We start from the raw sequence: 25,478 nt of genomic DNA on the forward strand, positions 1-25,478 counted from the left end.
GCATCATGTCTTCCCGCAGAGAATTCCTTCAGAAAAGCGCCGGCTGGTCCGCCCTCGGTTTGATCGGTATGGGGGCAGCGCATGCCGACCAGCGTCCGCAATCGGGCCAGCTGGCCTCGGAAGTGGACACCACGATGGCGCCGCCGCCCGACCTGTTCGACGCCCAGGCGCTCGACCTCGATTTCTGGGTGAAACCGCGCACCTTGTCGCTGATCCGGCCCCAAAGCGGCGAACGCACCAAGGTCCTGTACTGGAAGGATGGCGACGTCATCGATTCGGCTTACCAGGAACTGTGCCATCTGCTGCGCGACGTGAACGGCAAGGCCACCGCGCCGATCGACCCGAAACTGTTCGAAACCCTGTGGGGCACGCAGGCTTTCGTGGCGCGTTACGGCATGGAGCGGCCGCTGGAAATCCTGTCGGGCTACCGCACCGCGGCGTCGAACCAGCGCCTGCAGGAAGAAGGCATTCCGGCGGCGCGCAAGTCGCTGCACATGTCCGGCAAGGCGGCCGACATCCGCATCGCCGCGCTGAATGAAGAAGTACTTGGCGGCCTGATCCGCAGTTTCCGCCAGGGCGGTGTCGGTTTCTATTACCGCAACAGTGCCAAGGGCGGCTGGATCCATACCGATACCGGCCTGAACCGCACCTGGAAAGGGTGATTTTTACGTGGTTTGCCAAACTTGGACGCGGTTTCCTTGTCTTAGTAATGTGCCGGCACGCTGCCCGGTGATTGACGAAACCTTTCAAGGAGACGGTAATGGCAACCATGAATGCACCTACCATCGATCGGCGCCAGACGCCTGACCGGCGCAGCGTCGAGGGTGACCACGCCAGCGGCGCCATCATCGCGCTGGACTATATTGCCATGGCGCTGATGATCATCGGCGGCCTGAACTGGGCGATGGTCGGCCTGTTCCAGGTCGATCTCGTCGCCACCTTGTTCGGTCCGGCCTCGCCGCCGGCGCGGCTCATCTACGTGATGGTCGGGGTCGCGGCGCTGTGGGGCGTCTACCTGCTCGGCAAGCTGGCCAGCAACAACGGGCGCTCCTGAGCGCCGGGGTTCCACCACGCGGTACTGATGTTCCGGTACGGACAGGCAAAATGCCGTAGCATACGGCCTTGCTCCTTATTTTTGCCCTCGATGACCGAATTGTCCCCACCGCCCCGTTTTCGTCCCCGTCCGTGGACGCCGCTGGAAACCCCGCAAGACGTCGAACTCTGGATCGACGAACACGACCGCTGCCTGCAGGAGCTCATTGCGCCAGACGAACGGGGCGTGGGCATCTGCCTGACGCTGGGCGTGGGCGGCAATATCTATTTGCAGACCGGCGCCGATGCCGTGCTTCTCGATGTCGACGAGGACGCGAGCTGGGTCGCGCCGCTCATTACCGCTGCCACCGGCGTCGCCGCGCCGCGCGGCAGTTATTGGGTTTTGCCTGACGATAAGTTGATTCAATTGATCGTCGGCTTGTCGAGCCTGGTTGAGAGTACGACGCTGGTCAGCGGCCACCGGTTTGGCGCCAGCGGCGCCAACCGGATGGGCTTTGGCGCTTAATTTTTTCTTCGCAGCACGGCCATATTCGGTTATAAAGAGTTCTCGCCTGTCAATAGAGGAGCGCTCTGGATATGGGACCTGCAGCGACGTCAGTGGCACGCCGTTTGGTATTGGCAAGCGCCACCTTGCTTTTTGCGCTGTCCAGCCTGCCGTCCGGCGCCGCCGACCGCCTCGCGGCCATCAAGAAGCGCGGCACACTGCGCGTTGCCATGGAAGGCAGCTATCCCCCGTTTAATTTCGTTGAGCCGAAAACCGGCCAGATCACCGGTTACGATGCCGACGTGGCGCGCCTCATTGGTGAGCGCCTTGACCTGAAAGTCGAGCTGATCCCGACGCCGTGGACCGACATTCTCGACGGCCTCGTGGCCGGCAAATACGATGTCATCGTCAGCCAGGTCATCATCTCGCCCCTGCGCGCGCGCATGGTCGACTTTTCCGAGCCCTACACCTATTCAGGCGCGCAACTCATCGTGCGCAACGACGATGAAACGCCCTACACCCGCCTGGCCGATTTGAAGGGCAAGACGGTTGGTGTGGCCAAGGGCAGCGTGTATGAATTGCAGGCGCGTGCGGTGGCGGGCGTCACGGTGCGCAGCTACCCTGCTGCGCCGGAAAATTTGCAGGACCTGGCATTCGGTCGCATCGACGCCGCGCTCAATGACAGCCTGATGGTTGCCTGGCTGGCCGGCAATTCCACTCTGCCGATCAAGCCGGGTCCGCTGGTGTGGACAGGCAACCGCATCGGTGTCGCGATTCAGAAGGGTAATCCCGCGCTCAAGGCAGCGATCGATCTGGCGCTGGCGCAGGCCCAGGCCGACGGCAGTTTGACCAGGCTGTCACGCAAATGGTTCAAGATCGATGCATCGCGTCCGTACCCATGAAAAAAAGGGGCGCCTGCGCGCCCCTCGAATGCTTACCTGATTACATGTTCGGGTAGTTCGGCCCGCCGCCGCCCTCTGGCGTGACCCAGACGATGTTCTGGGTCGGGTCCTTGATATCGCAGGTTTTGCAATGCACGCAATTCTGCGCATTGATCTGCAATCGATCGAGTCCCGCATCGGTCTTCACGTATTCATACACGCCGGCCGGGCAGTAGCGCTGCTCCGGGCCGGCATACGTGGCCAGGTTCACTTCCACCGGAATGGCCGGGTTTTTCAGCGTCAGGTGGATCGGCTGGTCTTCCGCGTGGTTGGTGTTGGAAATAAACACCGACGACAGGCGGTCGAAGGTCAGCTTGCCGTCCGGCTTCGGATACACGATCGGCTTGAAGTCGGCCGCCGGTTTCAGGCATTCATGGTCGGCATGCGTGTGGTGCAAGGTCCACGGCGCCTTGCCCTTGAACAGAATCTGGTCGATGCCGGTCATGATCGAACCGAGCACCAGTCCCTTGCTCATCCATGGCTTGAAATTGCGCGCCACGTGCAGTTCTTCGTGCAGCCAGGACTTTTCAAAAGCCACAGGGTAGCTGGTCAGCTCATCGTGCTGGCGCGCCTCGCCCAGCGCTGCGAACGCGGCTTCCGCTACCAGCATGCCGGTCTTGATGGCGCCGTGGCTGCCCTTGATGCGGCTGGTGTTGAGGAAACCGGCGTCGCAGCCGATCAGCGCGCCGCCCGCAAAGACGACCTTTGGCAACGACTGCAAGCCGCCTGCCGTGATCGCGCGCGCGCCGTAGGAGATGCGCTTGCCGCCTTCGAAAAAGCCGCGGATGTCCGGGTGGGTTTTGTAACGCTGGAATTCTTCGTAAGGCGACAGGTAGGGATTCTGGTACGCCAGGCCGACCACAAAGCCCACCGCGACCTGGTTGTTTTCCAGGTGGTACAGGAACGAGCCGCCATAGGTGCTGTTATCCAGCGGCCAGCCGGCGCTGTGGATCACCAGGCCCGGCTGGTGCTTGGCCGGGTCGATCTCCCACAATTCCTTGATGCCGAGGCCGTAGGTCTGCGGATCCTTGCCCTTGGCGAGGTCAAACTTCGTCATTAACTGACGTCCGAGGTGGCCGCGCGAGCCTTCCGCAAAGAGGGTGTATTTAGCGTGCAATTCCATGCCCAGCTGGAAGGCATCGCTCGGCTGGCCATGGCGGTTCACGCCCATGTTGCCGGTGGCGACACCCTTGACCGAGCCGTCGTCGTTGTACAGGATTTCGGCGGCGGGAAAGCCAGGGAAGATTTCGACGCCGGCGGCCTCGGCCTGTTGTCCGAGCCAGCGCACGACGTTGGCCAGCGAGACGATGTAGTTGCCGTGGTTGGTCAGCGCCTTGGGCACCATGAAGCCGGGCGTGGCGTACGATTTGGTTTCGCTCAGGAACAGCACGCGGTCTTCCGTGACCGGCGTGTTCAAGGGCGCGCCCAGTTCTTTCCAGTTCGGGAACAGTTCGTTGATGGCGATCGGGTCCATGACGGCGCCCGACAGGATATGCGCGCCCAGTTCGCCGCCTTTTTCCAGCACGCAGACCGACACTTCCTTGCCTTGTTCGGCAGCCAGTTGCTTCAGGCGGATCGCGGCGGACAGGCCGGCGGGGCCGCCACCGACCACGACTACGTCGTATTCCATGGCTTCGCGGGGGCCGTATTTTTCGAAGATATTCGTGTCGTCTGTCATGGTCTCATCATGGGAAAAAAAATTTAAGCACGAGTGTGCGGCTTTTTGCCGCAGTTTGCAACGCGATTGACGCTCTGCGGCATTTTACGGGGCATTATTAGATGCGGCGGTCTAATCCTGGCGAATTGTGTAATGATTGTGCTTTGCAAAGCCATCGGCACAGGTCAGGAGACAAACGTGGGTATTGAAGTCAATTTTGAAGGAAAAATCGCGCTGGTGACGGGTGCATCGAGCGGCCTGGGCGCGCGCTTTGCCAAGGCGCTGGCCGGCGCCGGCGCGCAAGTGGTGCTGGCGTCGCGCCGCACCGATCGCCTCAAGGAATTACGGGCAGAAATCGAAGCCGACGGCGGCGCCGCCCACGTGGTGTCGCTCGATGTGACCGACATGGCCAGCATCAAGTCGGCCATCGCCCACGCCGAAACCGAGGCCGGTCCGATCGATATCCTGGTGAATAATTCCGGCGTCTCGACCACCCAGCGCCTGGTCGACGTGACCGAGGAAGATTACAACTACGTGATGGACACCAATTTGCGCGGCGCGTTTTTCGTGGCCCAGCAAGCGGCCAAACGCATGATCGCGCGCGCCAAGGGCGACCCTAAAAAGCAGCACCGCATCATCAACATCGCGTCGGTGGCCGGCCTGCGCGTGTTGCCGCAAATTGGCGTGTATTGCATGAGCAAGGCCGGCGTCGTGCAGATGACCAAGGCGATGGCGGTGGAGTGGGGTAAGTACAACATCAACGTCAACGCCATCTGCCCCGGCTACATCTCCACGGAAATCAACGAGGAGTATTTCGGCACCGAGCAGGGCAAGAAGCTGATCGATTTATTGCCGCGCAAGCGGCCCGGCAAGCCGGAAGACCTTGATGGCTTGCTGCTCTTGCTGGCCGCTGAAGAATCGCACTTCATCAACGGTGCGATCATCACGGCCGATGACGGGATGACGGCGCAGTAATATACGAGGTGGCGCCTTAGCGCGCCACCCCAACCAGCTTGTGCACCAGTTCCGACGAGGTCGACGCCGAAAACTTGCGCATCAGTTTGGCACGGTGCATCTCCACCGTGCGCGGACTCAAATCCGTTTCACGCGCGATGACCTTGCTGGTCTTGCCTTCGACCAGCAGTGCCGCGATTTCGCGTTCGCGCGGGGTCAGCTCGGCCGTTACCGGGCGCTTCTCGCTGACATCCTCGAACGTCCACACACCCGGCCCCAGCGGCACCGTCGAATCGAGCGCGCGCCCGCTGACGTGACACCAGAACAATTCGCCGTCGCCGCGGCGCATGATGCGCTCGTCCGAATAGCGCCCGCGCGCGTTCATGATGGGAATGATGCGGTCGCCCGTACGCAGGAATTCGGTCAGCGTCGGATACAGCAGCTGGAACGATTTGCCGTCGAGTTCGCCGTCGCCGTAGCCGAACATCTCGGTCAGTGCGCCGTTGCAGGACTGGATCACGCGGTCGACCGAAATGCACATGCCCACCGGCGCATGCTGGAAAATCAGTTCGTAATCAATCGCGTAGCTGGCATCGGTCTGCGGCACGCACATCTCCTTCAACTTTTTTGCGGCGGAAAGTACGAGGTATTTCTACCGTATTGTGCTTTCCGGCGCCGTATTTTATGCTGCCATTCTACTCTGCGATACATGTAAACAATATAAGGGACGGGTATGAATAAAGTTTATCCTGATGCAGCCAGCGCACTGGCTGGCGTGGTGCACGACGGCCAGATGATTGCCGTCGGCGGCTTTGGCCTGTGCGGCATTCCCGAGGCGCTGATCGAAGCACTGCGCGACTCCGGCGTGACCGGCCTGACAGCCATCTCCAACAATGCCGGTGTCGACGGTTTTGGCCTCGGCCAGCTGCTCGAGACGCGCCAGATCAAAAAAATGATCGCGTCCTACGTGGGCGAAAACAAGGAGTTTGCGCGCCAGTACCTGGCCGGCGAGCTGGACCTCGAATTCACGCCGCAAGGCACGCTGGCCGAAAAGCTGCGCTGCGGTGGCGCCGGCATTCCCGCCTTCTTCACCAAAACCGGCGTCGGCACCATCGTGGCCGAGGGCAAGGAAGTACGCGAATTCGACGGCGAACAGTACGTGATGGAACGCGCCCTGGTGCCGGACGTGGCGCTGGTCAAGGCGTATATGGCCGACCGCGCCGGCAATCTGGTGTACCGCAAAACAGCGCGCAACTTCAATCCGAACGTGGCCGCGGCCGGCAAAATAACCATCGTCGAAGTCGAACACCTGGTGGAGATCGGTGAAATCGATCCGGACCAGGTCCACACGCCGAGTATTTTCGTGCACCGCATCGTGCATAACCCGCATCCGGAAAAGCGGATCGAGCAGCGCACAGTGCGTTCCAACTAAAACGAGAGACGGAGAACGACATGGCATGGACTCGTGACGAAATGGCCGCGCGCGCGGCAAAAGAATTGCAGGATGGCTTTTATGTGAATCTCGGCATCGGCCTGCCGACGCTGGTGGCTAACTATGTGCCGCAAGATATCGAAGTGCAGTTGCAGTCAGAAAATGGTTTATTGGGCATCGGCCCGTTCCCGCTCGACAGCGAGGTCGATGCCGACCTGATCAACGCCGGCAAGCAGACCGTGACGGCCATGCCCGGCGCCGCCTACTTCAGCTCGGCCGATTCCTTCGGCATGATCCGCGGCGGCAAGATCAATCTCGCCATCCTCGGTGCGATGCAGGTGTCGGAACACGGCGACCTGGCGAACTGGATGATCCCGGGCAAAATGGTGAAAGGCATGGGCGGCGCGATGGACCTGGTCGCCGGCGTCAAGCGTGTCGTCGTGGTGATGGAACACGTGGCCACGGCCAAGGACGGCAGCACGTCGCATAAAATCTTGCCGAAGTGCGATCTGCCCCTGACCGGCGTCGGCGTGGTCGACCGCATCATCACCGACCTGGGTGTCATCGACATCACCGCGCAGGGTTTGCAACTGGTGGAACTGGCGCCGGGCGTGACGACCGAGCAGATCGTCGCGGCCACCGGTGCGCCGCTGGATGTCCCGGCGCTGTAACGCGACGTTTCTTGCAGGCGAAAAAAATGCCGGGGTGACCCGGCATTTTTTATGGGATGAAGCTGTGCCGTATTACGCAGCTTTCTTCGGGAACATTTCCTTGTCTTCTTCCAGGTGCGTCGGATGACGCAGCTCGGATGCCAGGCGGTCGTGGTCCAGCTCTTTTTCCCACTTCGACACGACGATGGTGGCAACGCCGTTACCGATGAAGTTGGTCAGCGCGCGGCACTCGCTCATGAAGCGGTCGATGCCGAGGATCAGCGCCATGCCGGCCACCGGAATGGTCGGCACCACGGCCAGCGTGGCCGCCAGCGTGATGAAGCCAGCGCCGGTGATGCCGGACGCGCCTTTCGAGGTCAGCATCGCGACGAACAGGATGGTCAGTTCCTGGCCCAGGGTCAGGTCGGTGTTGGTAGCCTGTGCCACGAACAGGGCGGCCATCGTCATGTAGATGTTGGTGCCGTCCAGGTTGAACGAGTAACCGGTTGGCACCACCAGGCCGACCACCGATTTCGAGCAACCCAGTTTTTCCAGTTTGCGCATCAGGGCAGGCAGGGCGCTTTCCGACGAGCTGGTGCCCAGCACGATCAGCAGTTCTTCGCGGATATACGAGATGAATTTGAAGATCGAGAAGCCGGTGTACTTGGCGATCGCGCCGAGAACGAAGATGACGAACACGAAGCAGGTCAGGTAGAACGAACCCATCAGCTTAGCCAGCGGGATCAGCGAGGCGATACCGAATTTACCGATGGTGAAGGCCATGGCGCCGAAGGCACCGATTGGCGCGACTTTCATGATGATGCCGACCACGCCGAAGATGACGTGCGAAATTTCGTTGATGAGATTCGTCACTGGACGGCCGCGCTCGCCGAGCATCGACAGCGCTGCGCCGAACAGGATGGCGATCAGCAGCACTTGCAGGATGTCACCTTTGGCGAACGCGTCGACGAACGTGGTCGGAATGATGTTCATCAGGAAGCCGACCGTGGTCTGGTCGTGCACCTTCGAGGTGTACTGCGCCAGGGCGCTGACATCGAGTTTGGACAGGTCGGCATTGAAGCCGGCGCCCGGTTTCACGAGGTTGGCCACCAGCAGGCCAATGGCCAGCGCGATGGTCGAGACCACTTCGAAGTACAGCAGCGCCTTGCCGCCGACGCGGCCGACTTTTTTCATGTCCTGCATGCCGGCAATACCGGCGACCACGGTACAGAAAATAACCGGAGCGATGATCATCTTGATGAGTTTGATGAAGCCGTCTCCCAATGGCTTCATGGCTGTCGCGTAGGCAGGCTCGAAAATACCGAGCAGGACACCGGCGACGATGGCAAACAACACCTGAACGTACAATATTTTATAGAAAGGTTTTTTCATGACGTGTGGTCGAGGCGCTTGTCCGTAGTGAGAAGTGACGCATCATTACCTATTCCGGATAAGCTTGCAACTGTGGAAAACACCGACGCCAAGTGTGGTAAATACGGCGTCCGGAGCGATTCCTGGTGCGTTTGTATCGCGCCTGGCGCCAGTTTGGCAAATGCTGCGCCGCAGCATCAAGGATGGGGTGGTGGCTGGCTGTGGATTACGCTACCTTTCATCACCAGGGTGATTTTTTGAGTGCCGACATCGCCATCGTCGGAACGCCGTCTACTGCGATCACGTCGGCCGCCAGCCCGGCTTGCAGGGCGCCCAGTTCGGCGCACTTGCCGAGGATCTCGGCCGCCACCACCGTGGCGGCGCGCAGCGCCTCGGTGGGTGTCATCCCCAGTTGCACCAGCCAGGCCAGTTCGCGCGCGCTGCTGCCGTGGGCGAACACGCCGACGTCGCTGCCATTGCCGATTGTAACCCCGACCTTGCGCGCCAGCGCGAACGCACGCGCCGACTGCGCCATGGCTGGCGTGGGCGCGCCACCACGCACATGCTTCTGAAAATATTCGCCGATGGCTTCGGGTGCGGTCAGGGTGGGCACATACGCGGTGTGGTGTTCCAGCATCAGCCGGAAGGTCGCTTCCGTGGCGCCGTAGCCGTGTTCGATGATGTCGACGCCGGCCAGCACCGCCATGCGGATGGCAGCGTCGCTGCTGGCGTGGGCCGCGACCTTGCGGCCGCTGACGTGGGCGGCCGCCACCATCGCGCGCATTTCTTCCAGGGTGAACGTCGGGCGCGCGCTGCCGTCGATGCCGGTGCGGTAGTCCGCACCTGGCGCGTGCAGGCGCAGCGCCTGCTATTCCAGTTCCCAATCGCGCAGCAGCTTGCGCTCGTGGCCGGAGAGTTGCGCCGTAAACCCGTTTTCGTCGGTGCGCCCGAGTACCAGCCGCGCGCCGATATGCAGGCGGTACGGCCGCCACGCGAGGGCCGCGCCGGTGTCGGGTGCAACAAAGCGCACCGGGGCTTCATCCATTCCTTCCGGAATCACGGCGCGCGCCGCCACCGGGCTGCGCGCGCCGGTTTCTACCGTGCCGGCATCGAAAGCTGCGTGGTCTTGCGCTTGCATGCGAACTCCTTGTGGCTGGCTCAAAGTGCGAATGTATCTTTTAGGATAGTCAACGCTTTGATCTTGCGCAAGCCGAGGCTGGCCGGCTGCGCTCACGAAGGGGCAGTGCTGTCGCGCCAGACTTGGTAGAATCCCACTGCAGCGGCCGGCTTTTGTTTGGCTGATGCGCAATATTACCCTGTCCATCGGAGCGCGCATGTCGTCATCACCCAGCTTTACCGTCGAAAGCGTGCAATGCAGTTCGCCTGCCGGACTGCACCGCGTCGCCTATAAACAGTGGGGCGACCCGGCCAACCCGCGCGTGCTGGTCTGCGTGCATGGTGTTACCCGCGTCAGTGACGATTTCGACGCGCTCGCCACCAACCTGTCGAGCCACTATCGGGTGATCTGTCCCGACGTGGTCGGGCGCGGGCGCTCGGGCCGGCTGGCCGTGCCGGCGCTGTACACGGTGCCGCAATACGTGGCCGACATGGTGACGCTGATTGCGCGCGTCACGCACGTGCCTGGCAGCGATGGGACGGTCGACTGGTTCGGCACCTCGATGGGCGGGCTGATCGGCATGGTGCTGGCGTCCCTGCCGGGCAACCCGATCCGCAAACTGGTCCTCAACGATATCGGCCCCATCATCGACCCGGGCGCGCTGGCGCGCATCGGCGACTACATCGGTCAAGACCTGCGCTTTGCCAGTTTCGAGGAAGGTGCGCAGTACGTGCGCACCGTATCAAGCTCGTTCGGCCCGCACAGCGACAGCCAGTGGCACAAGCTGGCATCAGATGTGCTGCGCCAGGCCGACGACGGCCGCTGGCAGCGCCATTACGACATGGCGCTGGCCCAGCCCTTTAAAAGCGCCACGCCGGAAACGGCGCAGCGCGACGAAGCGGCGCTGTGGGGGGCTTACGACGCCATTACCTGTCCCACGCTGCTGGTCCGGGGCGCAGAGTCGGACTTGCTCTCCGCCGACACCGCGCGCCAGATGACGCAGCGTGGCCCGCACCCGCAACTGGTGCAGATTCCCGGCGTCGGCCATGCACCCACCTTTGTACCAGATGACCAGATCGCGATTGCCCGTCGCTTCCTCATCGGCTGAACCGTTTTTATTCATCATCACGAAAGCAATAATGGAAATCAAACGACTGCATCCCGGCAAACGCCTGTCCGAAACGGCCATCCACAACGGCACCGTCTACCTTGCCGGCCAGGTGGCCGACGACACCACCCAGGACATCGTCGGGCAGACCCGCGAAGTGCTGGCCCACGTCGACCGCCTGCTGCTCGAAGCCGGCAGCGACAAGAGCGCGATTTTGATGGTACAGATTTTCGTCAAGAACATCGACGACTTCGCCGGCATGAACTCGGTCTACGATGAATGGGTAGCCGAGGGCAATGCACCACCGCGCGCCACCGTCGAAGCAACGCTGGCCAATCCGGCCGGCCTGGTCGAAATCGTCGTCACCGCCGCGCAGCGCTGACATGGTTTCCATCGCTGCACTGGGCGATGCGCGCCATCCGCTGAGCGAGGGCCTCGGCCCCGAGGACAGCGCGCGCGTGCAGGAAGCGCTCGAGTATGCGGGCGAAGCCTATGGCGAGCGCAGCTGCGCCTCCGGCGAAAGCGCGCTGGCGTTTTCGCTGGGCGTGGCCGGCACGCTGTCCTATCTGCGCAGCGATTGCCCGACCCGCATCGCCGGCCTGCTGTTCGAGCTGGCCATCATGGAGCCGGCCGAAGGCGCCACCTTCGAACACCGCTTCGGCAAGGAGGTGGCCGACCTGGTCGGCGGCGTGCAGCAACTGATTCGCCTGCGCGACCTGACCGTCGGCCATCAGGGCGTCAAACGCGGCAAGAATGCGGCGCAGGAAGCCAGTGCGCAAGTCGAAACGCTGCGCAAGATGCTGCTTGCCATGGCCACCGACATGCGCGTGGTGCTGGTGCGCCTCGCTTCCTGCGTCACCACCTTGCGCTATTTTGCCGAGCAAAAGCGCTTCGATGAGGTGACCCACGCCTACGGGCGCGAAGTGCTCGATTTGTATGCGCCGCTGGCGAACCGGCTCGGTATCTGGCAACTCAAATGGGAACTGGAAGACCTGTCGTTCCGCTTCCTCGAACCGGATACCTATAAACGCATCGCCAAAATGCTGGAAGAAAAACGCATGCTGCGCGAAGGCTTCGTGCAGTCCTCAATCGCACGGCTGCAGCGCGAGCTGGCTGCGGCCGGGATCAAGGCCGAGGTCAGCGGGCGTCCCAAGCACATCTACAGCATCTGGAGCAAGATGCGCGGCAAGGAGCTCGATTTCACGGCCCTGTACGACGTGCGCGCGTTCCGCGTGATCGTCGAGGATGTGAAAAGCTGCTACACCGTGCTGGGCCTGGTCCACAATATCTGGACCCCGATCCCGGACGAATTCGACGACTATATTTCGCGCCCCAAGCCGAACGGCTACCAGTCGCTGCACACGGTGGTGGCGGCCGAAGACGGCCGTCCACTCGAAGTGCAGGTGCGCACGCACGAGATGCACAACTTCGCCGAATACGGCATCGCCGCGCACTGGCGTTATAAAGAAGAAGGCGGCTCGAATTTCAAGGGCCAGAAGTACGACGAGAAAATCGCCTGGCTGCGCCAGCTGCTGGCGTGGAAAACCGACGTCACCGACAGCGTCGCCAAGCCGGAAGCAGAGCAGCGCGAGTGGGTCGAACAGTTAAAAGCGACCACGCTCGACGACCGCATTTTTGTCCTCACGCCGCAGGCGCGCGTGATCGAACTGCCGCAGGGCGCGACCCCGATCGACTTCGCTTACCACCTGCACAGCGAAGTGGGCCATCGCTGCCGCGGCGCCAAAATCGACGGCGTGATGGTGCCCTTGAATACCCCTTTGCGCAATGGCCAGACCTGCGAGATCATCACCGCCAAGGGCGCGCCGGGCAGCGCCGGGCCGTCGCGCGACTGGCTCAGCGCCGGTTACACCGTCGGCACGCGCACCCGCACCAAGATCCGCGCCTGGTTCCATGCGCTGGACCAGCAGGAAACCCTGAACCAGGGCCGCGCGCTGGTTGAGAAATCGCTCCAGCGCGAAGGCAAGACGGCCGTCAACCTGGAAGCGCTGGCGCATAAGCTGGGCTTTCCGAAACTGGACGACCTGTTTGTCGCGGTGGGCAATGAGCTGTTCAGCCTGCGCCACGTTGAACTTGCGGTGCGCGAAAGCGGCGAGCCGGTGGCGCCTGTCGACGACGCCGCCGTCATCAACAAGAGCCGCGCGTCGAGCGTGGAGCAGGGCGCCAAGTCGGGCGTGCTGGTGGTCGGATCGGAAGGCTTGCTGACGGCCCTGGCCAAGTGTTGCAAACCGGCGCCGCCGGACGGTATCGTCGGTTTTGTCACGCGCGGCAAGGGCGTCTCGATCCACCGCGCCACCTGCAAGAACTTCACCGAGATGCGCGCCAAGGCGCCCGAGCGCGTGATCCAGACCGCGTGGGGCGGCGCGCTCAGCGACACCGTCTATCCGGTCGACCTGTTCATCCTGGCCAGCGACCGCCAGGGCCTGCTGCGCGATATTTCCGAGGTGTTCTCGAAAGAAAAGATCAACGTCATCGGCGTGAACACGCAAAGCGCGAAGGGCAATGCGCGCATGGTGTTCACGGCGGAGATCGGGTCGACCGCGCAGCTGAACCGGGCGCTGGGCGAGATCCGCGAAGTGCAAGGGGTGCAGCAGGCGATGCGCCAGTAAATCCCCGATGCACGCGATCCTGTACACCAAACCCGGCGTCGTTGGCCTGCGCCTGCTGCGCTACCTGCTCAGCTGGTGGGCCACCATTCACCTCGGCGCCATCGCGCTGGTGATGGTGCTGTCGCCCTCGACCTACGGCCGGGCCCAGCGCCGCGCCACGGCGAGCTACATCTATGGCAGCACGTGGCAGGTGCTGCCGTGGTTCACGATGCTGGCCGCCGTAGTGGCGCTGGTGATCATCCGCATCGTGGTCGTCACCGCGGCCAGCTATGGTCTGTCGCGCTACGCGCTGGAAATGGTGGTGCGCGTGCTGGTGCTCGAATTGATTCCGCTGTCGGCGGCCTTGTTCGTTGCCCTGCGCGCCAGCATGCGCTTCGATTCCACCACCTTCGGCATCAGCCAGAATGGCGTGCGGCCTGCGGCCAGCGCCGAAAAACTGCGCCAGTCGCGCGCCGACCTGGCGCCGCTGGTCATCTCCCATGCGTTTTCCGTGCTCAGCCTGGCCATGGCCACCAGTTGCGCCGTGCTGGTGCTGGCCTATGTGAACCTGTACGGTCTGTCGCCCTGGGGCCTGCCCGACTACACGCGCACGGTGGGGCGCGTGTTCGACCCCATCGTCACCCTCGGCTTCTTGCTGAAAACCGTGCTGTTCGGGATGGCGGTGGCGGTGATCCCGATCGCCGCCATGCTCGATTTGCAGCGTTATCCGCGCCAGGTATCGTCATCGGTGCAGCCGGGCGCGGTGCGCCTGCTGTTCGTGCTGCTTCTGATCGAAGCGGGCTCGCTGGCCCTGAAATACATTTAACCGGAATGCCCATGCCTGAAACAACGATTGAAAAGCACCCGGACGAACCGGCGCACGTCGAAGCCAAGGCGGTTGCGCTGCTGGTGCTGATGGCCGCGCTGGTGCTCGGCTTCGTGCTGTACGTGATGTATGCGCGCGGCGTGTTCGACAGCACCCAGCGCCTGGTGCTGGTGGCCGAGGATTCGGAAGGCGTCACGCCCGGCATGGACGTTACCTTCGCGGGTTTCCCGATCGGCCGCGTGCAGAAGGTCGAACTCGACGCCGAGGGCAAGGTGAATATCCTGGTCGACGTGCCGAAAAAAGATGTGCGCTGGCTGCGCGTCTCGAGCGTGTTCACGGTCGAGCGCAGCATCGTGGGCGAGACCCGCATCCGCGCCTATTCGGGCATCCTGACCGACCCGCCATTGCCGGAGGGCGCGCGCCGCACCGTGCTGCGCGGCGACGCCGCCGCCGAAATCCCGCGCTTGATGTCGACCGCGCGCACGCTGCTGGAAAACCTCGAAACCATGACGCGCGACGGCTCGCCCATCAACCACAGCCTGGTCAACATCGACAAGGTCACCGGCACGCTAGGCGGCAAATACGGTTTGCTGGGCGGCGCGCTGGGCGGCGACGAGCAGGCCAAAAAGCTGATGCAGACGCTCGACGGCATCAATGTGCTGCTGGCGAAAACCGACCAGCGCGTGTTCGCCAAGGGCGGCGTGATGGACGATACCCAGGCCGCCGTGGTCGAGTTGCGCCACGTGCTGGAAGACGCGCGCGCCAGCCTGCAGAAGGTCGACGCGGTGCTGGTCGAAGCGCAGGCGGTGGGGGCGAACGCGCGCGTGGCCACGCAGGACCTGGGTAGCTTGCGCGGTGAAGTCGACGCCAGCCTGCGCAAGGTGAACCGGCTGGTCGATGAACTCAATCGGAAGTGGCCCTTTGCCAAAAAAACGGAGATCAAGCTGCCATGAAGATGATCGTTGCATGCATCGCGCTGGCACTGGCCGGTTGTGCGACGCAAGCGCCGCAACCGGCGTGGCGCGCGGATGCCCAGTCGGCCCTCGACGGTTTTACGGATGCCTACCTGGCTGGCGCCAGTGCTGCCGCCAGTACCGAGTTCGCGCGCGCGCGTGCGGGCGCCGCAGGCACGGGCGACGCCGCGGCCGTCGGTCAAATTGAACTGGTGCGCTGTGCCGCGCAAACGGCAAGCCTGGATGTCGCCGAATGCACGGGATTTGCTGCACTGGCAAGCGACGCGACGCCGGCGCAGCGCGCGTACGCCAGCTATCTGGCCGGGCGCTGGCAGGAAGTGGATGTGGCGCTGCTGCCGGAGCAGCACCGCGCCGTCATCAAGGGTGGCGCAATTGCGCCGATTGCCGATCCGCTGTCACGTCTGGTCGCAGCCGGCGCGGCGCTGCGGGCCGGCCAGCTCGCGCCCGAGGGTATTGCGACGGCAGCCGAAACCGCGTCCACGCAAGGCTGGCGCCGTCCGCTGCTGGCGTGGCTCGGCGTGGCGATCCAGCGCGCGCAGGCGCTGGGCAATGCGGCAGAAGTGGCGCGCCTGCGGCGCCGGGTCGCGCTGGCGCAGCCTTAGGTAAAGTTGGCCGCCCAGGCCTGGTAGCCGGGACGCTGGGCCAGTCGCGCCAGGTATGCGTCGACGGCAGGGAAGATCGGATGTTCGATTGGCGCCGCCTGCCAGCGCGCCAGTGACAGGCCGATGACAATATCGGCGGGCGTGAACGTGTTGCCGACCATGCAGTCGGTTCCCATCGACAGGTGCTGGTCGATGATGCCGACATGGCGGTGCCATGCGGCGATGCTGGCGCCAACCTGAGCGCTGTCCTGGTGTGCCGGGCTGTTTCGCACCAGTGCCATGAAGGCGTAGCGCCAGGCGTTGTTAAATTCCGTCGCCTGCCAGTCCATCCATTGTTCGACCAGGGCCTTCTGTTGTCCGAAAGCGGGCAGCAGCCTGCTGCCACCGTATTGCGTCGCCAGGTAGCGGCAAATGGCGTTCGATTCCCACATGACAAAAGCGCGATCGACCAGTACGGGTACTTGCGCATTTGGATTCATTGCCAGGAACGCTGCTTCGCTGGTTGACTGAAACCCCACGCCCCAATCCTCGCGGAAAAATGGCAAGTCCAGTTCATCGCAGGTCCAGAGTACCTTGCGCACGTTGATCGATGACGCCTTGCCCAGTATTTTCAGCATGCGCTTGTCCTTTCAAAAGAGTTACGCAAAATCATAACCAGAAAACGTCGTGCTGCTGCGACAGGCTGTCGATTTCTTTTGACTTCACGGAAGGATAAGCGTTTAATTTCTGTTGTGACAGAAATTAAAGAAATTGGAGAAATCATGGCGCTCAGCGATACCGAACAGAAATTCATTCTCCATTGGGGCGAAATGGGGACCCGCTGGGGCGTCAACCGCACCGTCGCGCAGATCCACGCGCTGCTGTTCCTCGCGGAGCGCGCGCTGACAGCCGAAGAGATCGCCGAGGCGCTGGGCGTGGCGCGCTCGAATGTCAGCAACAGTCTCAAGGAATTGCAGAGCTGGAAGCTGGTCCGCAGCACACATTTGCTGGGCGACCGGCGCGACCACTTCCTTGCCTTGCAGGATGTATGGGAAATTTTCAGGGTCATCGTCGAGGAGCGCAAGCGGCGCGAAATCGACCCGACGCTCACCGTGCTGCGCGAGTGCGTCATCGAAGGCGGGCAGGATGCCGCGCTGGCGCCTGCCACGCTGGCACGGATCGATGGCGTGCTAGCGTTCCTCGACATGCTGAGCGCCAGCTACGACGACTACAAGCACCTGCCGCCGGCGACGATGCAGCGCTTCCTCAGCATGGGCGGCAAGGTGGCGCGCTTTCTGGGCCCTGACAAAGAGGGTGCCAAATGAGCGCCGCACTGACCCTGAACTACGACGACGGCGGCCATCGCGCTGCTGGCCGTCGCCTTGCGCCACGTCTGGCGTACCTGTTTTTCACTGACCGTAGAGCACACCATGCGCCATCCCTCTGAAGGTGAACTGTTCAAGAAAATCCTGGGGGCCGAATGGGGCCGTCTGCATCCCGACATCCAGGCGCGGTTCGACAAGAATCCTGCGCCTGGCCAGCCGCTGCACTACAGCGGGCATTTGAGCGAGCTGACCTGTTCAACCCTTGGGCGGGTGCTGGGCCACACGTCGCGGCCCTTCATCAAGGGCGCTCTCATCCCGTACACTGACCGCGACTTTCCCGTTGATATACAGGTTTATTCGAAGCCGGCCTGTCCGTCGATTTTCAAGCAGCGCACCTACCGTCTCAACGGCCGCAAGCCGATCATGTTCACGTCGTACATGACCGAGGGGCCGCGCGGCGAAGTGTTCGAATACGTCGGCATGGGTCTCGGCATGCAGCTCGTTCTGTCGGTCCGCGACGGCAACCTGCATTTCGAGAGCGATGGCTATTTCTGGCAGTTGTTCGGCGTGCGCATCCCGATCCCTGGCCTGCTTACGCCCGGCAAGACCTTCCTGCTCCATCGCAACAACAGCGCCAACCAGTTCGACATTCGCATCGAGATTCGCCATCCGCTGTTCGGCACCACATTCACCCAGGCTGGCGTATTTCGCGAGGTGGCTGCATGAATACCCATCTGCTGGCCATGCAGCTGATGGCGTGCCAGGGATGCCTCGGCGCCTTCGACACGCTGTATCACCACGAACTGACCGAGGCGCTGCCACAGCGCGCGGGCGCTGCACGTGAGTTGGCGATTCATGCGCTGCGGGCCATGATTTACAGCGCGCTGTTCATCGGCCTGTCGGCCTGGGTTTTTCAAGGCGCGTGGGCGTTGCTGCTGCTGCTGGTGTTCGTCGTCGAAATCGGGTTGACACTGTGGGATTTTGTCGTCGAGGACCGTACGCGCCTGCTGCCGGCTACCGAGCGCGTCACGCACACGGTGCTGGCAATGAACGGCGGCGCGTTCATTGCGCTGCTGGCCCTGGATACGCCGGCGTGGCTGGCCCTGCCGACGAAACTGGTATGGCAGCCACAGGGAAACCTCGGTGTTTTTCTGGCCTTGTGTGGTATCGGCGTCGGCCTGTCCGGTTTGCGCGACGCGCTGGCGGCGCGGGCCCTCGGCAAGCGCGCGGCGCTTGCCCCGCAAGCCGTCAGTTTCGGCGCGGCCGGCCGCAGTTTTCTCGTCACAGGCGCCACCGGCTTCATCGGCCAGTTCCTGGTACGCGCGCTGCTGCGCGATGGCCAGCGCGTGACGGTCGTCAGTCGCCAGCCGCGCCAGGCGGCGTTCCTGTTCGAAGGGCGGGTCGACTGCGTCGCCAGCGTGGACGAACTGGCGCCGTCGCGCCGCTTCGATGTCGTCATCAACCTGGCTGGTGCGCGCATCCTGGGCTGGCGCTGGAGCGCCAGGCGACGTGCCCAACTGCGCCAGAGTCGGGTGGCGCTGACCGACCGGCTGGTCGACTGGATCGGCGCGGCCGAGCACAAACCGGCCATGCTGCTGTCGGCGTCGGCCATCGGTTACTACGGCGTGCAGGAACGCGGCGACGACCGTATCCTGACGGAAGACGCGCCGCCGCAGGCCATCTTCATGTCGGACCTGTGCCGCGAGTGGGAAGCGGCGGCACAAGGCGCGCGGGTGCACGGGGTCACGGTGGCGTGCATGCGCTTCGGCCTGGTGCTGGGCCGACAGGGGGCGTTGCCGATGATGCTGCTGCCGATCAAGCTCGGCCTGGGCGGCCCGCTCGCGGGCGGTATGCAATGGCTGTCATGGATCCACGTCGACGACCTGATCGCCGCGCTCGGCCACCTGTGCCTGCATGGCGCGAGCGGCAGCTACAACTTTACCGCGCCGGAAAGCGTGCCGCAGGCGCAGTTCAGCCGGGTGGCGGCGTCAGTGCTGCGGCGGCCCTATGGCTTGCCGACGCCTGGCTGGCCGATGCGACTGGCGTTGGGCGAGCAGGCCGATTTGCTGCTGGAAGGCCAGCGCGTCATGCCGGACCGACTTCTCAAATCGGGGTTCGTGTTTCGCTATCCGCAACTGGAATCGGCACTGCGCAGCCTTGCGTAAGGTATGCGCCCAGCCGCACGCCCAGGCATAGCAAGGTCAGGGTCGGCGGCAAACCCCATGCCTCGGGAATCACCGATGCGTCGCAGACATACAGCCCAGCGGCGCCCGCTTGCAGCTTGCTGTCGACGCCCGCGCCGATCCGCACGCTGCCGCCCGGATGCGCGGCGAAGTGGTGGCTGGCGAAAATGTGGCTGGCGCCGGCGTGTTGCAAGACATCGCGCGCCATGGCCACGCCCGCAGCGAGCTTGATACGGTCGCTGGGGTGCAGCGGTTTGCTGACCCAGTGCGGGCCGACCGCGCCGCCGATCTGGTCGCGGATCTTGACCATAATCGACAGCGTGCGGCGGTGCGCCAGCAGGCGGTCGAGGCGCCCGGCCTGGGCGGCGAAGGCCTGGTACATCGGGCCTGGCAGTGTCAGGTCGGCCAGCGAGATGCCATCGGCATCGAAGCGCACACCGGCCGCCATCGGCACCTCGGCGCCGCCATCGATGTCGTCGACGGTGCCCATGACGGCAATCACCGGATCGCTGAAAAACGGGCTGCGCCGCGCGCCCAGGCTTGAGGCGTGCAGCAGGCGCGGGCTGCCGACGCCGCCGCCGGCCAGCACCACGATGGGCGCGCGCGCGAATGCGGTGCTGCCGTCGCGCACGTATTCGACCCCGCTGGCACGGCCCTGGTTGACGACCACCCGCAGCGCTTTGGCATGGTCCAGCAACTGCGCGCCGTGTTCAATTGCCTGGTCGAGAAAGTCGCGCGCGCTCCATTTGGCGCCGTACGGGCAGCCGTAGACGCAGCGCCAGCAGCCGGCGCGGCAGGTTTGCGGGCGAATCATCTTGTCGAGCTTGTGCCAATCGAGGCCGGCCGCGCGGGCGGCGTCGCCGATGCGCGTTGCCATCGGGCCGATCAGGCGGTCGGGCAAGGGCGCGATCGGCAATTCGGCGCGCAGCGACGCCAGCGCGTCCGACAGGTCGATGCCGTGGCGCGCGAACATGTCGATCGGTGGCGCAGAGGCGGTGGCGAAATTGAGCGCCGAACTGCCGCCCGCGGTGACGCCCTGCACCAGCAGCGACGCATCGCGATGCAGGAAGGCGCCCTTGCCGGGGATGGCCCCCATGCCGGCCATTTGTTTCAGGGTGCCTTCGAGCGGCGCCGCGCTGCCCTGTTCAAGGACCAGCACGCGCATGCCGGCGCGCGCCAGCGCACGCGCGACCGTCGCGCCGCCGGGACCGGTGCCGACCACGATGGCGTCCCAGGGACGGGAAAGAGGAACAACTGGCTGCATGGGCGTTTGCCTGAGACGAAAGTCTCCCCAGCATACCTCACGCCGCCATTGGTGGCGCCGCCTCGGTTGCACGCAGCGTCCACGGCAGCGCATTGTGGATCGCGGTCGCTGCAATTGCCGCCTGGCCGGCCGCCACCGCGATCTGGTTCAGGCCGCGCACGACGTCACCGATCGCATACAGGCCGGGGACGGTGGTGCGCTGGTGCGGGTCGACCACCAGTTCGGCGCAGTCGGCCGTTTCGGCGCCCAGCGTTGCGGCCAGTTCCGAGCGCGCGCTTTCGCCCAGCATCGGATACAGCACGTCACAATGATGGTCCGCCCCGTCAGCCGTGTGCATTATCGGCGTCATGTGCGCCGTCATGCCCACGCCCAGCACAGGCGAGGCGACGTAGCGCACGCCGGCAGCCATCAGCGCGCGCTGGTCGCTGTCGGTCAGCATGCAGTCCGGGCCCCGGTCAAACAGCGTAACGTGGGCGCTGAAGGTGCGCATGAACAGGGCATGGCCGACCGGGTTGGTGGGTGAGGTCACCACGCCGATGTGTTTGTCGACGACATCGTAGCCGTCGCAGACGGGACACAGGCGCACTGCACCTGAAGCGACCGCTTCGCGCCAGTTTTCGATGGGCAGTCCGGCATCGGCCACGCCGGTGGCCAGCAGCACGGTGAGTGCGCGGATTTCGCTGGTGTTTTCTTCTTCATCGGCGCGGAAGGTGGCGACAAAGGTGCCGTCGTCGAGGCGCAGGTCGACGATTTCCCCGGCCAGCACGGCGCCGCCGTAGCGTCCCAGCTGGTCCTGCAAATTGTCGAGCAGCGTGTCGCCCGGCACACCCTCGGGAAAGCCGGGGTAGTTATGCGAGACGGGAATCAGGCGCAAACGGCTGCGGCCCTTGTCGACGATAGCGATATTGCGCATGAAACGACGCAAATAAATGCCGGCGGTCAGGCCGCCGGGGCCGCCGCCGATGATGAGTGCGTCGAGTACGCGAGGAGTGGATGGGTTCATCAGGCCATTCTCGGGGCAGCCGCGTGGCGCGGCAATCGGTGCGCGGCCCGGCGCCGGGTAAGAGCGCGCTTACAAAACGGCTGCCACTTCCGGTTGCAGGGTCACGTGGTCGATGCCGTGTTTGGCAAGCAGCATGTTGCGCACATCTTCGAGCACGGCCGGCCAGTTGGCCAGGTCGGTGATTTCCAGGTGCCCGATCAAGGCGGGCTCGCCGGGCGACATGTCCCACACGTGCAGGTCGTGCACCGATACGACGCCGGGCAGGGCGGCCAGGTCGGCGCCCACTTGCAGGTAATCGATTCCGGCCGGCACCGACTCCATCAGGAACAGCGTCGATTCGCGCAGGATGCTCCAGGTCGTTTTCAGGATGAGCAGCGAGACGAAGATCGACAGGATCGGGTCGATCTGGTTCCAGCCCGTGAAGTAAATGACGGCGCCGGCGACGATTGCCGCCACCGAGCCGAGCAGGTCGCCCATGACATTCACCAGCGCCGCGCGGGTGTTGATGCCCTGGCTGCCGCGCGACAGCACCCATGCCACGGCGATATTGCAGCCGGCGCCGATGGCGGCCACGATCAGCACCACGCCGCCGTGCACCGGGTGCGGATCGAACAGGCGCTGGGCTGCCTCGTAGACGATCCAGGCCACCAGGGCCAGCATGGCAATGCAGTTCACGAACGCGGCCAGTGCTTCGGCGCGCACGAAGCCGAACGACAGGCGTGCCGAGGGCGGGCGCTTGGCCACCACTTGCGCCAGCAGCGCCAGGCCGAGCGCGCCGGCATCGGTGACCATGTGGCCGGCGTCCGAAATGAGCGCGAGCGAATGCGACATCACGCCGGTCACCACTTCCACCACGGCGAACACCAGGGTCAGGCACAGGGCGAACACCAGCGCACCCTGGCTGCGTTGCTCGATCGAGTGGGCGTGCGTCGCGTCGCCATCGAGGTGGGCGTGCAGGTGGGCAGACGAGGAAAGAGCGGTTTCAGTTTGCATTGCTTATATATGTAGGGGTGGCCAGATCAGGCGCCAGTTTATAGGATTAATCGCGACGGCTTTCCGGCGTTGAATCTTTTTCGCTATCGGCCCTTGCGAAATGCGCGGGACCTCCCTATAATGCTGTGCATCGGGCGGTTAGTTCAGCTGGTTAGAATACTTGGTCGACATCCAAGGGGTCGGGGATTCGAATTCCTCACCGCCCACCAGAATATGTAGTAGAGCAGTAAAAAATGAGAAAGGCATCCACGGTTATGACACCGCGAACTACAACCAGGTTGTGGGATAAGCGCTAGACTGCGATGGATGTTCTTGTACTCAAAAAAAGAAAACGCGGCCTGGTCCGCGTTTTTTTTCGTCCTTATTTTATTCAAGATAATTAATAGAGCGCCGCGCGCTGATTTGGAGAGCACCATGCTGAAAGTTCGACTTCCCGATGGATCCGAGCGTCAATTCGACGGTCCGGTAACGGTAGCGCAAGTGGCGGGCAGCATCGGCACCGGCCTGGCCAAGGCCGCGCTGGCCGGCAAGGTCGACGGCAAGCTGGTCGATACCTCGTTCCTGATCGAGCAGGATGCCGATCTGGCCATCATCACCGACAAGGATGCCGAAGGCGTCGACGTGATCCGCCACTCCACCGCCCACTTGCTGGCGCACGCCGTCAAGGAACTGTTTCCTGATGCGCAGGTGACGATCGGCCCGGTCATCGAAAACGGCTTTTTTTACGACTTCTCGTACAAGCGCCCATTCACGCCGGAAGATCTGACGGCGATCGAAAAGAAAATGACCGAGCTGGCGAAGAAGGACGAAAAAGTCACGCGCAAGGTGTTGCCGCGCGATGAGGCCGTCGAATACTTCACCTCCATCGGCGAGCATTACAAGGCCGAGATCATTGCCTCGATTCCGGCGGGTGAAGACGTGTCCCTGTATTCGGAAGGCAATTTCACCGACCTGTGCCGCGGCCCGCACGTGCCGTCGTCCGGCAAGCTGAAAGTGTTCAAGCTGATGAAGCTGGCGGGTGCGTACTGGCGCGGCGACTCGAAAAACGAGATGCTGCAGCGCGTGTACGGCACCGCCTGGGCCAAGAAGGAAGACCAGGAGCTGTACCTGCACAACCTGGAAGAAGCGGAAAAACGCGATCACCGCAAACTCGGCAAGGCGCTGGACCTGTTCCACTTCCAGGAAGAAGCGCCGGGCCTGGTGTTCTGGCATCCGAAGGGCTGGACCGTTTGGCAGCAGGTGGAGCAGTACATGCGCAAGGTTTATCAGGAAACGGGTTACAACGAAGTGAAGGGTCCGCAGATCCTGGATGTCACGCTGTGGCAAAAAACCGGGCACTGGGACAACTATCGCGAAAGCATGTTCACGACGGAATCCGAGAACCGCTCGTATGCTTTGAAGCCAATGAATTGCCCCGGTCACGTGCAAATTTACAACGCCGGCATGAAGAGCTATCGCGACCTGCCGCTGCGCTACGGCGAGTTCGGCCAGTGTCACCGCAATGAGTCATCGGGCGCGCTGCACGGCATCATGCGCGTGCGCGGCTTTACGCAGGATGACGGTCACATTTTCTGCACCGAAGAGCAGATCGAGGCGGAAGTCACGGCATTCCACGCCCAGGCAATGGCGGTCTATGACGCTTTCGGCTTTGCCAATATCGACGTGAAGCTGGCCCTGCGTCCCGATAACCGCATCGGTTCCGACGAGGTGTGGGATGAAGCCGAGGAAGCGCTGCGTTCGGCGCTGCGCGCCTGTGGCGTCGAGTGGACGGAGTTGCCGGGCGAGGGCGCCTTCTACGGTCCGAAGATCGAATACCACCTGAAGGATAGCCTCGGCCGTCCATGGCAGGTCGGCACGATGCAGGTCGACTTCTCGATGCCAGGCCGCCTCGGCGCCGAGTATGTCGCGGTCGACAATTCGCGCAAGGTGCCGGTCATGCTGCACCGCGCGATCGTCGGTTCGATGGAGCGCTTCATCGGCATCCTGATCGAAAACTACGCCGGCGCACTGCCTTTGTGGCTGGCGCCGGTGCAGGTGGCGGTGCTGAATATCTCGGATGCGCAGGCCGATTATGCACAGGAAGTAGCGGCCCAGCTACGCAAGCTCGGCATCCGCGTTCACGCTGATTTGCGGAACGAGAAGATAACCTATAAAATACGCGAACATTCCGTGCAAAAATTGCCATATATTCTAGTTATTGGCGACAAAGAGCGGGATGCCAACACTGTGGCCGTGCGTGCACGGGGCAACGTCGATCTGGGTGTCATGCCTGTCGAAGCCCTGTTGGAGCGATTGCAACAAGAAATCGCGTCCAAAGCACATTAATGCTGTAAAAGCGCCGGCCTACCTCTCAGACATTAAAAGGAAACAACATAGCTACTGACAAGTCACATCGCATCAATGGCGAAATCACCGCCCCGGAAATGCGTCTCTCGGGAGTGGACAACGAGCCGCTGGGCATTGTGAGCCTGGCCGAAGCATTCCGTCTGGCTGAAGAAGCCAATGTCGACCTGGTGGAAATTGCGCCGACCGCGCAGCCACCAGTTTGCCGCTTGATGGACTACGGCAAGTTCAAGTATTCCGAGCAAAAAAAGGCGCACGAAGCCAAGCTGAAGCAGAAGATCATCCTGGTCAAGGAAGTCAAGTTCCGTCCAGGTACCGATGAGGGTGATTACGCAATCAAATTGCGTAACCTGATCAAGTTCCTGGAAGACGGCGACAAGACCAAGATCACGCTGCGTTTCCGCGGTCGTGAAATGGCGCACCAGGATATTGGTTTCCGCATGCTCGAGCGCCTCAAGGCTGACCTGGTCGAACACGGCCAGGTTGAGCAGTTCCCGAAAATGGAAGGTCGCCAGATGATCATGATTCTGTCGCCGAAGAAGAAGAAGTAAGCGAAAACGCGCCGCGCTTCTTCGAAGAGCCAGTGCCGTGTCCTTGGATGCGGCACTGGCTT

Annotated in this window: 27 protein-coding genes and 1 tRNA gene; 19 read left to right on the forward strand and 9 right to left on the reverse strand. The window is 63.0% G+C overall.

The genetic code is table 11. From position 1 onward, the window contains the following. The first annotated feature begins 5 nt into the window (after positions 1-5). The 4 genes from V6M87_RS12650 to V6M87_RS12665 all read left to right on the forward strand — a co-directional run bounded on the left by V6M87_RS12650 (position 6) and on the right by V6M87_RS12665 (position 2,439). Positions 6-662 carry a YcbK family protein gene (locus tag V6M87_RS12650; protein WP_332876990.1) on the forward strand — a complete coding sequence of 219 codons (657 nt, stop codon included), beginning with the start codon at positions 6-8 and terminating at the stop codon, positions 660-662. 98 nt (positions 663-760) lie between these two features. Further along, a complete protein-coding gene (locus V6M87_RS12655; protein WP_332876991.1) occupies positions 761-1,054 on the forward strand; it encodes a DUF378 domain-containing protein in 294 nt (97 codons plus the stop codon). Between the two features lie 90 nt (positions 1,055-1,144). Beyond that, complete coding sequence (locus V6M87_RS12660) at positions 1,145-1,558, forward strand: hypothetical protein (protein WP_332876992.1); 414 nt, start codon at positions 1,145-1,147, stop codon at positions 1,556-1,558. A gap of 92 nt (positions 1,559-1,650) precedes the next feature. After that, positions 1,651-2,439 (forward strand): transporter substrate-binding domain-containing protein, encoded by a 789-nt coding sequence (locus V6M87_RS12665; protein WP_332876993.1) that lies wholly within the window; start codon positions 1,651-1,653, stop codon positions 2,437-2,439. Positions 2,440-2,479: 40 nt separating this feature from the next. Here the strand turns inward: V6M87_RS12665 and V6M87_RS12670 are convergent, their stop codons facing one another. Then, complete coding sequence (locus tag V6M87_RS12670; RefSeq protein ID WP_332876994.1) at positions 2,480-4,156, reverse strand: electron transfer flavoprotein-ubiquinone oxidoreductase; 1,677 nt, start codon at positions 4,154-4,156, stop codon at positions 2,480-2,482. Positions 4,157-4,333: 177 nt separating this feature from the next. Between V6M87_RS12670 and V6M87_RS12675 the strand changes: the two genes are divergently transcribed. Beyond that, a complete protein-coding gene (locus V6M87_RS12675; RefSeq protein WP_332876995.1) occupies positions 4,334-5,110 on the forward strand; it encodes an SDR family oxidoreductase in 777 nt (258 codons plus the stop codon). Positions 5,111-5,126: 16 nt separating this feature from the next. Here V6M87_RS12675 and V6M87_RS12680 read toward each other — a convergent pair whose 3' ends face one another. Then, positions 5,127-5,702: a LuxR C-terminal-related transcriptional regulator gene (locus V6M87_RS12680; protein ID WP_332877127.1), complete on the reverse strand. Its 576-nt coding sequence runs from the start codon at positions 5,700-5,702 to the stop codon at positions 5,127-5,129. 120 nt (positions 5,703-5,822) lie between these two features. Here V6M87_RS12680 and V6M87_RS12685 point away from each other — a divergent pair, with 120 nt between their 5' ends. Further along, positions 5,823-6,521: a CoA transferase subunit A gene (locus V6M87_RS12685; protein WP_332876996.1), complete on the forward strand. Its 699-nt coding sequence runs from the start codon at positions 5,823-5,825 to the stop codon at positions 6,519-6,521. Positions 6,522-6,541: 20 nt separating this feature from the next. After that, the gene (locus V6M87_RS12690; protein ID WP_332876997.1) at positions 6,542-7,192 is read left to right on the forward strand and encodes a 3-oxoacid CoA-transferase subunit B; all 651 of its coding nucleotides are present in this window, start codon (positions 6,542-6,544) and stop codon (positions 7,190-7,192) included. A 72-nt stretch (positions 7,193-7,264) separates the two neighbouring features. Here the strand turns inward: V6M87_RS12690 and V6M87_RS12695 are convergent, their stop codons facing one another. The 3 genes from V6M87_RS12695 to V6M87_RS12705 all read right to left on the reverse strand — a co-directional run bounded on the left by V6M87_RS12695 (position 7,265) and on the right by V6M87_RS12705 (position 9,680). After that, entirely contained in the window at positions 7,265-8,563 is a 1,299-nt protein-coding gene (locus tag V6M87_RS12695) for a dicarboxylate/amino acid:cation symporter (protein ID WP_332876998.1), read from the reverse strand. 220 nt (positions 8,564-8,783) lie between these two features. After that, positions 8,784-9,404, reverse strand: coding sequence for an amidohydrolase family protein (locus V6M87_RS12700; RefSeq protein WP_332877128.1), 621 nt, complete (start codon positions 9,402-9,404; stop codon positions 8,784-8,786). A 6-nt stretch (positions 9,405-9,410) separates the two neighbouring features. Further along, a complete protein-coding gene (locus V6M87_RS12705) occupies positions 9,411-9,680 on the reverse strand; it encodes a hypothetical protein (protein ID WP_332876999.1) in 270 nt (89 codons plus the stop codon). A gap of 196 nt (positions 9,681-9,876) precedes the next feature. On the opposite strand from V6M87_RS12705, the gene V6M87_RS12710 reads away from it, so the two are divergent. Genes V6M87_RS12710 through V6M87_RS12735 form a run of 6 tightly spaced genes read left to right on the forward strand, consistent with a single transcriptional unit; the run spans position 9,877 to position 15,775 of the window. After that, a complete protein-coding gene (locus V6M87_RS12710) occupies positions 9,877-10,767 on the forward strand; it encodes an alpha/beta fold hydrolase (RefSeq protein WP_332877000.1) in 891 nt (296 codons plus the stop codon). 31 nt (positions 10,768-10,798) lie between these two features. Then, positions 10,799-11,149 carry a RidA family protein gene (locus V6M87_RS12715; protein WP_332877001.1) on the forward strand — a complete coding sequence of 117 codons (351 nt, stop codon included), beginning with the start codon at positions 10,799-10,801 and terminating at the stop codon, positions 11,147-11,149. A 1-nt stretch (position 11,150) separates the two neighbouring features. Continuing rightward, positions 11,151-13,394, forward strand: coding sequence for a RelA/SpoT family protein (locus V6M87_RS12720; protein ID WP_332877002.1), 2,244 nt, complete (start codon positions 11,151-11,153; stop codon positions 13,392-13,394). Between the two features lie 7 nt (positions 13,395-13,401). Continuing rightward, positions 13,402-14,199 (forward strand): MlaE family ABC transporter permease, encoded by a 798-nt coding sequence (locus V6M87_RS12725; protein ID WP_332877003.1) that lies wholly within the window; start codon positions 13,402-13,404, stop codon positions 14,197-14,199. Positions 14,200-14,210: 11 nt separating this feature from the next. Continuing rightward, positions 14,211-15,152: an MlaD family protein gene (locus tag V6M87_RS12730; protein WP_332877004.1), complete on the forward strand. Its 942-nt coding sequence runs from the start codon at positions 14,211-14,213 to the stop codon at positions 15,150-15,152. After that, positions 15,149-15,775, forward strand: a complete 627-nt coding sequence (locus V6M87_RS12735; RefSeq protein ID WP_332877005.1) for a hypothetical protein — start codon at positions 15,149-15,151, stop codon at positions 15,773-15,775. Before V6M87_RS12730 ends, V6M87_RS12735 begins: the two co-directional genes overlap by 4 nt. Here V6M87_RS12735 and V6M87_RS12740 read toward each other — a convergent pair. Continuing rightward, positions 15,772-16,392: a glutathione S-transferase family protein gene (locus tag V6M87_RS12740; RefSeq protein ID WP_332877006.1), complete on the reverse strand. Its 621-nt coding sequence runs from the start codon at positions 16,390-16,392 to the stop codon at positions 15,772-15,774. The genes V6M87_RS12735 and V6M87_RS12740 overlap by 4 nt on opposite strands. Before the next feature lie 144 nt (positions 16,393-16,536). Between V6M87_RS12740 and V6M87_RS12745 the strand changes: the two genes are divergently transcribed. The 3 genes from V6M87_RS12745 (at position 16,537) to V6M87_RS12755 (ending at position 19,244) form a co-directional block, all read left to right on the forward strand. Continuing rightward, a complete protein-coding gene (locus V6M87_RS12745) occupies positions 16,537-17,079 on the forward strand; it encodes a GbsR/MarR family transcriptional regulator (RefSeq protein ID WP_332877007.1) in 543 nt (180 codons plus the stop codon). A gap of 105 nt (positions 17,080-17,184) precedes the next feature. Next, positions 17,185-17,805: a DUF4166 domain-containing protein gene (locus V6M87_RS12750; RefSeq protein WP_332877008.1), complete on the forward strand. Its 621-nt coding sequence runs from the start codon at positions 17,185-17,187 to the stop codon at positions 17,803-17,805. Beyond that, positions 17,802-19,244 carry a TIGR01777 family oxidoreductase gene (locus V6M87_RS12755; RefSeq protein WP_332877009.1) on the forward strand — a complete coding sequence of 481 codons (1,443 nt, stop codon included), beginning with the start codon at positions 17,802-17,804 and terminating at the stop codon, positions 19,242-19,244. The genes V6M87_RS12750 and V6M87_RS12755 overlap by 4 nt, the downstream gene beginning before the upstream one ends. On the opposite strand, the gene V6M87_RS12760 is transcribed toward V6M87_RS12755, so the two are convergent. The 3 genes from V6M87_RS12760 to V6M87_RS12770 all read right to left on the reverse strand — a co-directional run bounded on the left by V6M87_RS12760 (position 19,183) and on the right by V6M87_RS12770 (position 22,522). Further along, positions 19,183-20,526: a GMC family oxidoreductase N-terminal domain-containing protein gene (locus V6M87_RS12760; protein WP_332877010.1), complete on the reverse strand. Its 1,344-nt coding sequence runs from the start codon at positions 20,524-20,526 to the stop codon at positions 19,183-19,185. The genes V6M87_RS12755 and V6M87_RS12760 overlap by 62 nt on opposite strands. Positions 20,527-20,563: 37 nt before the next feature. After that, positions 20,564-21,529 (reverse strand): NAD(P)/FAD-dependent oxidoreductase, encoded by a 966-nt coding sequence (locus V6M87_RS12765; protein WP_332877011.1) that lies wholly within the window; start codon positions 21,527-21,529, stop codon positions 20,564-20,566. 69 nt (positions 21,530-21,598) lie between these two features. Next, positions 21,599-22,522, reverse strand: a complete 924-nt coding sequence (locus V6M87_RS12770; protein WP_332877012.1) for a cation diffusion facilitator family transporter — start codon at positions 22,520-22,522, stop codon at positions 21,599-21,601. Positions 22,523-22,654: 132 nt separating this feature from the next. Here V6M87_RS12770 and V6M87_RS12775 point away from each other — a divergent pair. The 3 genes from V6M87_RS12775 to infC all read left to right on the forward strand — a co-directional run bounded on the left by V6M87_RS12775 (position 22,655) and on the right by infC (position 25,416). Beyond that, positions 22,655-22,731, forward strand: a tRNA-Val gene (locus V6M87_RS12775). A 205-nt stretch (positions 22,732-22,936) separates the two neighbouring features. Beyond that, on the forward strand, positions 22,937-24,847 hold the full coding sequence (gene thrS / locus V6M87_RS12780; protein WP_332877013.1) for a threonine--tRNA ligase: 1,911 nt from the start codon (positions 22,937-22,939) through the stop codon (positions 24,845-24,847). Positions 24,848-24,894: 47 nt separating this feature from the next. Then, positions 24,895-25,416 (forward strand): translation initiation factor IF-3, encoded by a 522-nt coding sequence (gene infC / locus V6M87_RS12785; RefSeq protein WP_332877129.1) that lies wholly within the window; start codon positions 24,895-24,897, stop codon positions 25,414-25,416. Positions 25,417-25,478 lie beyond the last annotated feature (62 nt).

The sequence above is a fragment of the Massilia sp. S19_KUP03_FR1 genome, assembly GCF_036688685.1.
In the GTDB taxonomy this organism is placed as follows: Bacteria; Pseudomonadota; Gammaproteobacteria; order Burkholderiales; family Burkholderiaceae_D; genus JALYUM01.